Raw genomic sequence first — 12,324 nt, forward strand, 5'->3', positions numbered from 1 at the left:
CACCCAGGAGTGTTTGTCCCGGGAGGGGTTACTACGAGTGGTCTACTCGGAGTCCTGCCCTACGGCGAGGGCCTCGAGGTCTACGACCTCGAACTCCAGCAGGGTAGCGCCGGAGGCCACGGGCTTCTTGCCCTCGCCACCGTGGGGACCGCTGTGGGCGGCCTTCGCCGGACCCGCGGCCCAGGCCTTGAAGTCCTCCTCGGTGGCCCAGGTGGTGACCACGAAGTAACGCTCCTCGCCGGCGGTGGGGCGCAGCAGCTGGAAGCCCTCGAACCCGGGGGAGTTGTCCACGGTGTGGGCGCGGGCGGCGAAACGCTTCTCCAGCTCGGGCCCGGCCCCCTCGGGCACGGTGATGGCGTTGATCTTCACGACAGACACGGAAAGTGGCTCCTTTGACGGGGATGAAGGGACTATCGTCCGCGAGCCTACCGCCGGCTAGCGGAGGGACGCCTGGTGGGTATCCAACCGGTCGAGCAGCACCTCGTCGTGGCTTATCACGATGAGCGCGCCCCGGTAGGACGCCAGGGCGTCCACCAACGTGTCGACCGTCACCAGGTCCAGGTCGTTGGTCGGCTCGTCGAGGATGAGCAGCTGGTTCGGCGGGGTCGCCAGCAGCAACCGGGCGAGTGACACCCGGAACCGTTCACCGCCGGAGAGGTCGCCGACACGTCGATGTACTGCGTCCCCGGTGAACAGGAACCGCGCGAGGTCAGCCCGGACCTGTTGTGGGTCGGCGGCCGGTGCGGCGGTCCGTACGGCGTCGATGATGCTGTCGTCCTCGTCCAGGTGGTCACTGCGTTGCGGCAGGTAGCCTACCTGGTCGGTGTGCAGGACGCCGCGGCGGCCGGCGAGCAGGTCCTCGAGCAGCCGGGTCTTGCCGGACCCGTTGGCTCCGGTGATCGCGACACGCTCCGGCCCGCGCAGCACATGGTCACGTCCACCGAGCGGGATCTCGGCGATGACGCGTCCGGCGGGCACGTCCGGATCCGGGAGGTTGACGCGGACGTGGTCGTCCCGCCGTACCTCGGCGGCACGCGTCTCGACCCGCGACTGCGCCGCATTGACCTTCTGGTCCAGTTCGGTGCGGAGTTTTCCCGCGCTGACCTGTGCCTCCTGCTTCCGGTTGTTCATGATCGCCTTGGGACGCCGCTTGTTCGCGAAGTCCTTCCTCGCGTAGCTCCGGCGACGGGCCAGCGTGGTCTGCGCCTCGATGCGCTGGCGCTCCTCGGACTTCAGCGCCTGCTCTGCGGTGCTGAGCGCCTGTTCGGCGGCGGCCTGCCGACGTGCCAGGTGCTCACGGTAGGCCGAGTACGGTCCGCCGAACATGGTCAGCGACCCATGGTGCAGCTCGGCGGTGTGGTCCATGAGGTCAAGCAACTCCATGTCGTGGCTGGCGACGATGAGGGTCGGAGCCCATGACATGTGGTCGGTGACGGCGTCGTGGAGATACTCCCGGGCCCGACGGTCGAGGTTGTTCGTCGGCTCGTCGAGCAGGACGACCTCGTGCCGGGTCCGGCACAGGCCGAACAAGGCGGTGAGCACGGTCTGTCCACCTGACAGGGTGCCGATGCGTCGGGTGAGGTCGGTCTCGTCGAGGCCCTCAACGCCTGCAGAGGCGAGGTCTGCGAGACACCTCTCACGGATGTCCCAGTCCTCACCGACCGTGTCGAAGTCGGACGGGTCGGTGCTGCCGTGCTCGATCGCGGTGAGGGCGTCGACTATGCTGCGAACGCCGAGCAGGTCGGCGACCGTGGCGTCGACGTCGAGGGTGAGGCGTTGCGACAGGTACCCCACGGTGCCCGGGGCGGAGAGGTGCCCGGAGGTGGGGGAGAGCTGGCCGGTGATGACACGCAGCAGGGTGGACTTTCCGGTGCCGTTCGCACCGGTCAGGCCGGTGCGTCCCGCCGGGAATGCGCCGGTGAGGTGGTCGAGGACGCTGGTGCCGTCCGGCCAGGTGAGGGTGAGGTCGTCGAGGACGACACAGTTCTGTGTAGATGGTGTGGATGTCGTGGATGACACGGTGGCCTCCCAGGGGCAGCGGTCGCGCTGACTGTGGAGGCGGGGCTCTACGACGTCAGCGCACGGGCAGTGGCGTGTGGTGGGAGACGTAGATGATCATGCGGCTGAGGCTAGACTGTGTCGGGGCACCGGTCAAGGGGCCGTTGACAGGTGCAGGAGCGGGTAGGGTCGACCGTCTCCGTCGAACTCGCTACGTCCGGTGACTGAGAAACCCTGGTGCAGATAGAAGCCGACAGCGTGGTCGTTCTGTTCGTTGACGTCTACCAGGGTCACTCCGAGCCGGCTGACCGCATGGTGGAGCAGCGTTGTCCCGACGCCGGCGCCACGGGCCCCTGCGTCGACGAACAGCATCTCCAGCATGGTCCCGGCGACGCCGGAGAATCCGACGATGCGGCCGTTCTGCTCCACCACGTGGAGCGTGACGTTCGGGAAGTAGGAGGGGATCAGCTCTGCCTCAATCGCCGTGCGGTCGGCGGACGCGAGGAAATCATGGGTCGCATCGACCGCACTGCGCCAGACCTCCACCAGACGCGGGTAGTCGTCGGGGACGGTGGCGCGGCGAAGGGACGAGTTCATGGAGGTCACCCTACCGGGACGTCGCAACGAGCTTGTCCGCGGTGGTCACCGCCGGACCGCGTCCGGGCCTTCCGCCAGGAGCGTCCCGAACGCCTCTTCGTCGAGGACCGGTACACCGAGATCCTCCGCCTTCTTCAGCTTCGATCCGGCCTTCTCGCCGGCGACGACGAAGTCGGTCTTCTTCGACACTGACCCGGACGCCTTTCCGCCCCGGGACTCCACGGCCTCCTTGGCTTCCGTGCGGTCGAAGTTCACCAGGGACCCGGTGACGACGATCGTCAGACCGTCGAGGGTCTGCTCCGGCAGGTCGGAAACCTCCACGAACTGCTCCATACGGACCCCGGCGGCGGCCCAGGCGTCCACGATCTCCCGGTGCCAGTCGACGGCGAACCAGTCCTCGACCGACTGTGCGATGATGCTGCCGACTCCGTCGATCTCGGCCATCTCCTCTACGGAGGTGTCCTCGATGACCGGGACGGACTGGAGCTTCGCCGCGAGCGCCTTGGCCGCGGTCGGCCCGACATGCCGGATGGACAGGGCGGTGATGACCCGCCACAGGTCGACGGTCTTGGCCTCCTCCAGGTTGGCGAGCAGAACCTCGCCCTGTTTGTTCAGTGTGCCGGCCTTGGTGGTGTAGGCGCGGGTCGTCGCCAGGGTGTCGGCGGTGAGCGAGAACAGGTGGCCCTCGTCCGGCAGTACGCCGGAGGCGATCAGGTCGTGGGCGGCCCGCTCGCCGAGCGCATCGATGTCGAATGCACCCCGCCCGGCGAGATAGTTCAGACGGTTCTGCAGCTGGCCGGGGCAGTATCGGGTGTTGGGACAGCGCCAGTCCGCGTCACCGTCCTTGGTGGGGGACAGCGGGGTGCCGCATTCCGGGCACAGCGACGGGTAGACGTACTCCCGTTCCTCGCCGGTACGCGCGGTCTCCACCGGGCCGAGGACCTCGGGGATGACTTCGCCGGCCTTCCGGATCATGGCACGGTCGCCGAGCCTGACCCCCTTGCGGTGTGCCTCGGTGGCATTGTGGAGGGTGGCCATGGTGACGGTGGAGCCGGCCACGTAGGTCGGGGTCATCACGGCGTAGGGGGTTGCCCGACCGGTGCGCCCGATGCCCACACGGATGGACTCCACGGTGGTCACCGCTTCCTCGGGCGGGTACTTGTAGGCGATCGCCCAGCGAGGGGCGCGACTCGTGGCGCCGAGGTCCTGCTGTTCGGCGACGTCGTCGATCTTGACGACGAGCCCGTCCATCTCGTGGGCGGCCTCGTGCCGGTGCTCGCCCCAGTAGGTGACGGCGTCGAGCACCTCGTCGACGGAGTGCACCTGGCGGGTGTACGGGCTGACGGGCAGGCCCCACGCGTCGATGGCGCGGTACCCGTCGTGCTGACTGGCCGGCTCGAACCCCGCGCGCGCGCCGATGCCGTGGCAGATCAGGCGGAGAGGACGTTTGGCGGTCTCGTCGGGGTTCTTCTGTCGCATGGCGCCGGCAGCGGCGTTCCGGGGGTTGGCGAACATCTTCTTGCCCTTTGCCTGGCGGTCGGCGTTCATCGTCGCGAAGTCGTCGACGGTGATGAAGATCTCGCCGCGGATCTCCACCAGACCGGGCACCGGGAACTCGTCGGTGCCGGTGAGCTGGTCCGGAATGTCGGCGAGGGTGCGGGCGTTGTGCGTGACGTCCTCCCCGGTCACCCCGTCACCACGGGTGAGCGCGAGCTCGAGACGGCCGTCGACGTAGAGCAGGTCGATGGAGGCGCCGTCGATCTTCAGCTCGGTGAGATAGGTCGGTGCCGGTGTACGGATCAGCCATTCCCGCATCTCGTCGAGACTGAAGACGTTGTCGAGGCTGAGCATCGGCTCGCGGTGGTCCACGTTGCGGAACGGTGAATTCTCCGGGGACGGTGCGACTTCCCGGGTGGGGCTGGTGCCCTGGACAACCTCAGGGTGGGTCGCCTCCAGCTCCTGGAGCTCGCGCATCATCGCGTCGAAGTCGGCGTCGGAGATCTCCGGGGCTTCGTAGTAGTACAGCTCGCGGTGCCGGCGGATGTCGGCGGCCAGATCGGCCCAGCGCTGGGCAGGAGTCTGCTCTGACGTGTGCTCGGATGTGTCAGTCACACGGGCCAGTGTAGCGCCGGGTGTCGACGCGGGATTGTTCTACCTGCAGGTGAGTTCCCGACCACTCCGCACCCTCCCTCTGTGAAGTGCATCACTGCAGGTGGGGGTGCCTTTTGATGCGGTGGATATAAGTACGTCAGGGGTCGATCCGGGTGTGTCCAGGGTGGATACGACGGAGGTGATGATCGTATAGGGGTGACCCGGTCGGGAAGGGGGTGGATCCGTTCGACGGTGAAACATAGCTTGGTTCCCAGAACACCTGCACACCCGCGCAGACCCCCTGGCTGCGGACACGTAGAAAAGAAGGACCCGACAATGTTCAATCTTCTCAGCCGCGAAGAGATCAACAACATGACCGCCGACGCCAACTACTTCCTCTTCGGCGACGACGAGGCCATCGCCGTGGACACCCCGGAGCACGACGACTTCCTCGTGTAGCTCCCGTGAGGGCCCGCCCTCCGATCCCCGCGGGGGAGACCCTTGTCCGGGTACACGACCAGGTCGGTCGTGTACCCGGACAAGCCTGTTTCGACCGGTAGTCGATACCCGAGCCCGTCCCGAGGGGCGTGCGGTCCGGGCTGGGGACGGACGTTGTGACGCCGGGCGTCGTGTGCGGACGGTCGATTCCGACCGTGGTCCGGGGTTCCCTGTCCGTCGTCCATTATAGAGTGGCACCCATGACGACAGCCGCACACTTCGACCCCTCCCACCTCCTCAGCTTCGATCTCGAGACCACCGGCCGCGACCCCCACACCGCCCGTATCGTGACCAGCGCGCTGATCACCATCAACGGGCGCGAACGTGACGACCTCGAGCTGCTCGCCGATCCCGGCGTCCCGATCCCTGAGGAGGCCACGAAGGTCCACGGCATCTCCACCGAGTACGCACAGGAGCACGGGCGCCCGCACGACGAGGTCCTCTCCGAGACCATCGAGCGGATCCGTACGGGTTGGCGGGACGGGGCGACGCTGATCGTCTACAACGCCTGCTACGACCTCACCGTCCTGCGCAGCCTGGACCCCGGGTTCACCGTGGACGGGCCCGTCGTCGACCCCCTGGTGATCGACAAGGCCAAGGACCGCTACCGCAAGGGCGGCCGGCGTCTGGAACAGGTCTGCGAGCACTACGGTGTGCCCCTGGACAACGCCCACGAAGCCACCGCTGACGCCCTGGCCGCCGCCCGGGTGGCATGGAAACTCTCCCGCGCCTACCCGGAACTCACGGAGGTCACCTCGGACGAGTTGATGCTCAACCAGGCGACCTGGCACTACGAGGGGCAGTCGGGTCTCAAGAAGTACTTCGAGGACAAGGGGCAGGCGGACCGTGCCGCCACCGTGAACACCTCCTGGCCCTTGCAGACCTAGGCATTCAGTACGATTGACCACCATGGCTAACTCCGCACCTAAGACCTCGGCCGAGTACCTCCGCGACATTGTTGCCGCGCCGGTCTACCGCGCAGCCAAGCACACGCCCCTGGAGACCATGCACGGTCTGTCCGAACGCACCGGCAACCGTATCCTGGTGAAACGCGAGGACCTGCAACCCGTCCACAGCTTCAAGCTGCGCGGCGCCTTCAACCGCATGTCCCAGCTCACCGGATGCGCCGGCGTCATCACCGCCTCCGCCGGAAACCACGCGCAGGGCGTGGCGTTGTCCGGCCGCGAACTGGGCATCCGCTCCGTCATCGTGATGCCGGTGACCACCCCGTCGATCAAGGTCGACGCCGTCCGCGGCTTCGGCGGCGAGGTCGTGCTCCACGGAGAGAACTTCGACGCCGCCCAGGGCAAGGCCAAGGAACTCTCCGAGATCGAAGGCCTGGTCTACGTTCCCCCCTTCGACAACGAGGCGGTGATCGCGGGGCAGGGGACCATCGGACTGGAGATCTTCCAGTCCAGCCCCGTCGACCGGGTCTTCGTCCCCGTCGGCGGCGGTGGCCTGGCCGCCGGCGTTGCCGTCCTGCTCAAGGAACTCAACCCAGAGATCCAGGTGATCGGCGTGGAACCGGAGGAGTCCGCCTGCCTCACCGCCTCCCTGTGGGCCGGGGAACCGGTGGAACTCGAGCACGTCAGCCTCTTCGCCGAAGGCGTGGCGGTCCGCAAGATCGGTGCCGAGACTTTCCGGCTCTGCAAGGAGTACCTCGACGAGGTCGTCACCGTGAGCTCCGACGAGATCAGCGCCGCGATCAAGGACCTCTTCGACGACACGCGGGCCATCGCCGAACCCGCCGGAGCGGTCTCTCTGGCAGGGTTGAAGAAGTATGCCGCCGCCAACGACATCCAGGACGAGACGCTGGTCAACATCCTCTCCGGGGCCAACCTGAACTTCCACACCCTGCGGTACATCTCCGAGCGCGCCGAACTCGGTGAGGGCGGCGAGGCGATCTTCGCGGTCACCATCCCTGAGGAACAGGGCGCCTTCCTTAAGTTCTGCGAGGTCCTCAACGGTCGGATGGTCACCGAGTTCAACTACCGTGTCGGTGAACGAGACGACGACCGCCGGGCGAGGATCTTCGTCGGTGTGCAGCTCAAAGAGGGTGCGATGGAGCGCGAGGCCATCGCCGACGCGCTGGCCACCGCCGGGTACGACGTGGTGGACCTCTCCGATGACGAGGTCGCAAAGGAACACATCCGTTACATGATCGGTGGCGTCCCGCCGGCGTTCGTCAACGAGCGGATGTTCTCCTTCGAGTTCCCCGAACACCCCGGCGCACTGGTCCACTTCCTCGATGTGCTGGGCACGAACTGGAACATCACCGCCTTCCACTACCGTAGCCAGGGCATGGACTACGGCCGCATCCTCGCCGCCTTCGAGGACGCCCGCTCCACGGACTTCGAGTCCCACCTCAGTGAGCTGGGCTACCCCTTCACCGAAGTCACCGACAACCCGTCCTACCAGCTGTTCCTTGCCCCGGCCGGGGAGTAGTCGATGAACGTCGCGGGCCAGCAGGATGACTCGATCGAATGGAACGAGCTGCTCGCGATCCTGCTCGGTACTCCGTCCGACGCACTGCACGCGACGTTGGAGTGGCGTGGCGACGGAGACTCGGACGCCCGATACGAAGTGTGGCGGCAAGGCCGGAAACTCCGGGTAGAGAAAGACGGTGTGCCCGACTACATCTGCGACGGAGAGACGATCTGGTCGTTCCTGGACATCGAGTACCTGCCGGTAACGCACAGGTATCCCGTCACTGGCCCTGTGGGTACGTTGCGCTACTACGGTCGCGCCCAGGCCGTCTGTGTGCCTCGGGAACCCGAAGACTGGCAGGGAACTGACTTTACTGTCCCTGAGGGGCCTGTCACCGTCGAAAGATTCCAGGGGCGGGACTGCTGGACAGTGGCACTGAAGGCGCCACGGCACAAAGTCGGTCCGCTGCGCATATGGGTCGATCGACAGTCCGGATATCTTGTCGGCGAGGTGAATGAGTCTCCGGAAGCGGGGGATTACGGACACTGGCTCGTGTCCCCCGAGATCGGCAGCACACTCGACGATTCCCTGTTCACCTGGGAGGGCCCGTCCCTGACACGCTCCGAACGTCAGGAGCTGATGGCAGGAGAACGCGACGTTCTGCGCAAGATCGGGGTTGACTGGTTTGCCGACAATGTCATGTCCGGCAGACTGGCGGCATCTGCCGTCGTCGACATCGCACCGCAGGACCTGGGGCGACGTGACGGAGCTGGCTTCGTTGCGCGGAGCGAAGGGGCCTACTACTCGAGGATCCGACGTGAAGGAGAGGAAGCCGTGAGTGACGCCGGTGGTCACGGGGCCGTCGTACAGTGGTCGACCGCAGACTACAACTGGGTTTTCAGGTTCGAGAATCCCCATCTCATCTGTGACGATGCCGTACGGGACGAAATCAGAAGACGTTTCGGAGACGGATCATGACAACCACCTGGGATGAGATCCGACGCGATCTCGTCAGCAGATCCCCCTCAACATTGCATGCACAGGTCCGGTGGGACGGGCAACGGACATCCCGGTGGACCTACATGAATGGGCGGTATCCCTGGGGGCCAGGGCCGAGCTTCATCGACGTCATCAGTTGCACGCTCGGAACATCGCATGCAGCTGAACTCGAGGTGTGGCGGGACGGCAAGATGCTGCGGGTGGAGAAGAACCAGCGCCCGCTGTACATCTCTGACGGCGAATCAGTCTGGGATTTTCGGGACAACCCCACGCGGCCTCACCTCGGTACTCCGGCAGACCTGCGGTATGCGTGCGAGGCACAGTGGCTCATCCAGCCGCTGCAGATCGCACGGTGGGGCGGCAGCGACGAGGACCCGGTCGACGTCTACAACGACCAGATCGAGGGGCGTGACGCCTGGCAACTCATCGTTGAGGGTGTACGGGTGTGGATCGACCGCGAAACTTCTCACCTCCTTGCACTCGGTGACGTGGATTCCAGTTACCGGGAGTACTTCGCAGCTCCTGACATAGGGGCAGACCTCGACCGAGAGCTTTTCAGCTGGGACGGGGATACCATCCCCGCCGCAGATCTCAAGCGACGGAGACGACTGGCGCAGTCAAGAAAACGAGAGGACAAGCGACGGCGGAGCCGAGAGTGGTTGCTCGACAACGTGATTCCTGACTCTGTGGCCGACGATGCTTTCTCTCCGCTAGCGGTGACGATTGATCTGACCCCTACGTCGGTGCCACATCACGACGACACCACCGGTGAATTCACAGCCGTCTGTGACGGATTCAGCCTGCGTAGGAGGCTGCGGGGAACGAGTGACAGTCCCTCCGTTGCGCCGAACAGCTACTCCTGGTCGACCACGACATACGACTGGCATCTTTCAGTCCTTGACGGTGTCACCCTGACCGAGCAGGGGATCAAGGAGGTCTGGAACCAGCTCCATCCCGACGAGGAGGTCACGAATTACCGCGCTCCAGGGGAGTGAGCCTCAAGCCCCGCGCCTGACTCAGCTCAGCAAGGCACCGAGGATCTCGCCGACCTCACCGAGGTGCTCGATCTCGGAGAGCAGGAAATCCGGGCCTCCGGGGCGTCCCAGGATCAGGATGTACCCGGTGTCGCGCAACGGTGTCGCCGCCAACGCAGAGTCCATCACCGTCCAGCTGGACGGGACCCAGGCGTCACGGTCGGTCAGCGCACGTGGTTCGGTGACCGGGGTTTCCGCCAGCACCCGCCCGTCGTCCTCCGGTGCCGAGGTGCTCGCGGCGACACGACGGGTCTTCTCCCCGGATTCCAGGATCACGGCCCACTGCACCGACATCGACTTCGGGAGCGCGTCGATCAGCTTCTGGACACTGTCCAGGGCACGCCGGGGGTGGCGGGCGACCTCGGCGAGCAGGCTGATCTGTTCCCTGCGGTCGACCGTGCCGGAGAACGGACGGATCGAGTCGACGTACACCCCGTCGACTTCCTGTGCCGCGCTGATCAGCGCGTCCGCCAGCCGACCGTTCGGGAGGTCGACGACGATATCGTCGACGACGGTGCCGTCCGCGTCATGTTCGACGACATCCACACTCCGGATGTCGGCGTCGATGGTCCCCATCGTCGCGGCGATGAGCCCGAGGGTCCCGGGGACGTCGGGGAGACGGACGCGCATCAGATAGGACAAGGTGTACCTCAGCGTAGATAGCGTAGATTCGGACGGATGACGCCCCGATTGTAGCGAACCGGGGTGGGCGTCCGCTCGGTCGCGACACCCTACTAGAGTAGTCGGGGTACATCCTGCGCCCGACAACGCGACAATGCGTGAACAATGCCTGAACAATGAAAAGGGGACCCACCTGTGTCCGAGATCTCCCGTGACGAGGTCGCGCACCTCGCCAGGCTTTCCCGCCTCGACCTGACCGAGGACGAGCTCACCCACTACGCAGCCCAGATCGACGGCATCGTCGAGACGGTCGCCGCCGTGCGCGAGGTCGACACCGCCGGTGTCGAACCGCTGAGCCACCCCACCCAGAACGTCGACGGCGCGGTCTCCGTGATGCGTGAGGACGTCCCCCAGGAGTCCCTGACCGCAGAACAGGCGCTCGACCAGGCCCCGAAGCAGGCGCAGCAGCGGTTCCAGGTTCCCCGGATCCTGGGCGAGTAGAGGCGAGACGACAGCGAAATGAGTGAAGTGAACAGCACCACCTACACCGTCGGCACCCGGAACGACTCCGATCTGACGACCTGGACCGCCGCCGACCTCGCGGAGAAGATCCACGCGGGCGAGGTCAGCTCCGTCGACGCCACCCGTGCCCACCTCGACCGGATCGCCTCCGTGGACACCGACGTCCACGCGTTCCTCCACGTCGGTGAGGAGGAGGCCCTGGCGGCCGCGGAGAAGGCGGACAAGGACATCGCCTCCGGCACCGTCGCGTCCCCCCTCGCCGGCGTGCCGCTGGCCCTGAAGGACGTCTTCGTCACCACCGACGCGCCGACCACCTGTGCGTCGAAGATGCTCGAGGGGTACATGAGCCCCTACGACGCGACGGTCACCCGCCGCATCCGTGAGGCCGGCATCCCCATCCTCGGCAAGACGAACATGGACGAGTTCGCGATGGGTTCCTCCACCGAGAACTCCGCCTACGGACCCACCCACAACCCCTGGGACCTCAGTCGCACGGCCGGCGGGTCCGGCGGTGGCTCGTCGGCGGCCCTGGCCGCAGGGATGGCTCCGCTCGCCATCGGCACCGACACCGGCGGATCGATCCGTCAGCCCGCCGCGCTGACGAACACCGTCGGTGTGAAGCCGACCTACGGCACCGTCTCCCGTTACGGCCTGGTGGCCTGCGCGTCCTCGCTCGACCAGGGAGGTCCCACCGGTCGCACAGTGCTGGACACCGCATTGCTGCACGAGGTCATCGCCGGGCACGACCCGCAGGACTCCACGTCGTCCGAGCGCCCTGTCGCCCCGGTCGTGGAGGCCGCCCGCCGGGGTGCCGACGGCGACCTGACCGGTGTGAAGGTCGGTGTGGTCAAACAGCTCGAGAGTGTCCAGGGTCTGCAGGCCGGGGTGGCGGAGAGCTACCGGGCCTCCCTGGAGCAGCTCACGGCGCAGGGCGCGACGATCGTCGAGGTCGACTGCCCCAGCTTCGAGTACGCCCTCAACGCCTACTACCTCATCCTGCCCTGTGAGGTCAGCTCCAACCTGGCACGCTTCGACGGCATGCGCTACGGGCAGCGCCAGCTCGACGACGGACACCACTCCGCTGACCAGGTCATGTCCGCCACCCGTGCAGCCGGGTTCGGCCCCGAGGTCAAGCGTCGTATCATCCTGGGCACCTACGCCCTGTCCGTCGGCTACTACGACGCCTACTACCTGCAGGCACAGCGGGTCCGCAACCTCATCGCCGGCGACTTCGCCAAGGCGTACGAGCAGGTGGACGTCCTGGTGTCCCCGGTCACCCCGACCACGGCCTTCGAGCTGGGGGAGAAGGCGGACGACCCGCTGGCGATGTACCTCTTCGACCTGTGCACGCTGCCGCTGAACCTGGCCGGTGTGTGCGGCATGTCGGTCCCCGGTCCGCTGTCGACCGACACCGGCCTGCCGGTCGGTCTGCAGATCATGGGCCCGGCACATGGCGACGACCGGCTCTACCGCGTCGGTGCCGCCTACGAGGCGGGACGCAGCTAGAACTACGCGTCGCACAGCCGCAGGAACTGGC

At 66.5% G+C, this 12,324-nt stretch carries 12 protein-coding genes; 7 read left to right on the top strand and 5 right to left on the bottom strand.

Annotated features, from left to right (window positions below):
- Positions 1 to 42 precede the first annotated feature (42 nt).
- The 4 genes from PQI66_RS00905 to ligA form a co-directional block, all read right to left on the bottom strand.
- Entirely contained in the window at positions 43 to 378 is a 336-nt protein-coding gene (locus PQI66_RS00905; protein WP_339995289.1) for an antibiotic biosynthesis monooxygenase family protein, read from the bottom strand.
- A gap of 57 nt (positions 379 to 435) precedes the next feature.
- A complete protein-coding gene (locus tag PQI66_RS00910; RefSeq protein WP_339995291.1) occupies positions 436 to 2,019 on the bottom strand; it encodes an ABC-F family ATP-binding cassette domain-containing protein in 1,584 nt (527 codons plus the stop codon).
- A gap of 132 nt (positions 2,020 to 2,151) precedes the next feature.
- The gene (locus tag PQI66_RS00915; RefSeq protein ID WP_339995292.1) at positions 2,152 to 2,595 is read right to left on the bottom strand and encodes an acetyltransferase; all 444 of its coding nucleotides are present in this window, start codon (positions 2,593 to 2,595) and stop codon (positions 2,152 to 2,154) included.
- A gap of 45 nt (positions 2,596 to 2,640) precedes the next feature.
- Positions 2,641 to 4,707: an NAD-dependent DNA ligase LigA gene (ligA, locus tag PQI66_RS00920; protein ID WP_339995294.1), complete on the bottom strand. Its 2,067-nt coding sequence runs from the start codon at positions 4,705 to 4,707 to the stop codon at positions 2,641 to 2,643.
- Positions 4,708 to 5,022: 315 nt separating this feature from the next.
- On the opposite strand from ligA, the gene PQI66_RS00925 reads away from it, so the two are divergent.
- From PQI66_RS00925 to PQI66_RS00945, 5 genes are all read left to right on the top strand, one after another.
- Positions 5,023 to 5,145 carry a hypothetical protein gene (locus tag PQI66_RS00925; RefSeq protein WP_339995295.1) on the top strand — a complete coding sequence of 41 codons (123 nt, stop codon included), beginning with the start codon at positions 5,023 to 5,025 and terminating at the stop codon, positions 5,143 to 5,145.
- 239 nt (positions 5,146 to 5,384) lie between these two features.
- On the top strand, positions 5,385 to 6,071 hold the full coding sequence (locus PQI66_RS00930; protein ID WP_339995296.1) for a 3'-5' exonuclease: 687 nt from the start codon (positions 5,385 to 5,387) through the stop codon (positions 6,069 to 6,071).
- 22 nt (positions 6,072 to 6,093) lie between these two features.
- The gene (ilvA, locus tag PQI66_RS00935; protein ID WP_339995297.1) at positions 6,094 to 7,629 is read left to right on the top strand and encodes a threonine ammonia-lyase, biosynthetic; all 1,536 of its coding nucleotides are present in this window, start codon (positions 6,094 to 6,096) and stop codon (positions 7,627 to 7,629) included.
- Positions 7,630 to 7,632: 3 nt separating this feature from the next.
- Positions 7,633 to 8,589, top strand: coding sequence for a hypothetical protein (locus tag PQI66_RS00940; protein WP_339995298.1), 957 nt, complete (start codon positions 7,633 to 7,635; stop codon positions 8,587 to 8,589).
- Complete coding sequence (locus PQI66_RS00945; RefSeq protein ID WP_339995299.1) at positions 8,586 to 9,605, top strand: hypothetical protein; 1,020 nt, start codon at positions 8,586 to 8,588, stop codon at positions 9,603 to 9,605. Before PQI66_RS00940 ends, PQI66_RS00945 begins: the two co-directional genes overlap by 4 nt.
- 21 nt (positions 9,606 to 9,626) lie before the next feature.
- Here the strand turns inward: PQI66_RS00945 and PQI66_RS00950 are convergent, their stop codons facing one another.
- Positions 9,627 to 10,286 carry an amino acid-binding ACT domain protein gene (locus tag PQI66_RS00950; protein WP_339995300.1) on the bottom strand — a complete coding sequence of 220 codons (660 nt, stop codon included), beginning with the start codon at positions 10,284 to 10,286 and terminating at the stop codon, positions 9,627 to 9,629.
- A 174-nt stretch (positions 10,287 to 10,460) separates the two neighbouring features.
- Here PQI66_RS00950 and gatC point away from each other — a divergent pair, with 174 nt between their 5' ends.
- Positions 10,461 to 10,766, top strand: a complete 306-nt coding sequence (gatC, locus tag PQI66_RS00955) for an Asp-tRNA(Asn)/Glu-tRNA(Gln) amidotransferase subunit GatC (protein WP_075813130.1) — start codon at positions 10,461 to 10,463, stop codon at positions 10,764 to 10,766.
- A gap of 18 nt (positions 10,767 to 10,784) precedes the next feature.
- Positions 10,785 to 12,293 (top strand): Asp-tRNA(Asn)/Glu-tRNA(Gln) amidotransferase subunit GatA, encoded by a 1,509-nt coding sequence (gatA, locus tag PQI66_RS00960; protein ID WP_339995301.1) that lies wholly within the window; start codon positions 10,785 to 10,787, stop codon positions 12,291 to 12,293.
- Positions 12,294 to 12,324: the final 31 nt, after the last annotated feature.

Source organism: Corynebacterium sp. USCH3 (genome assembly GCF_037619475.1).
Lineage (GTDB): Bacteria > Actinomycetota > Actinomycetes > Mycobacteriales > Mycobacteriaceae > Corynebacterium.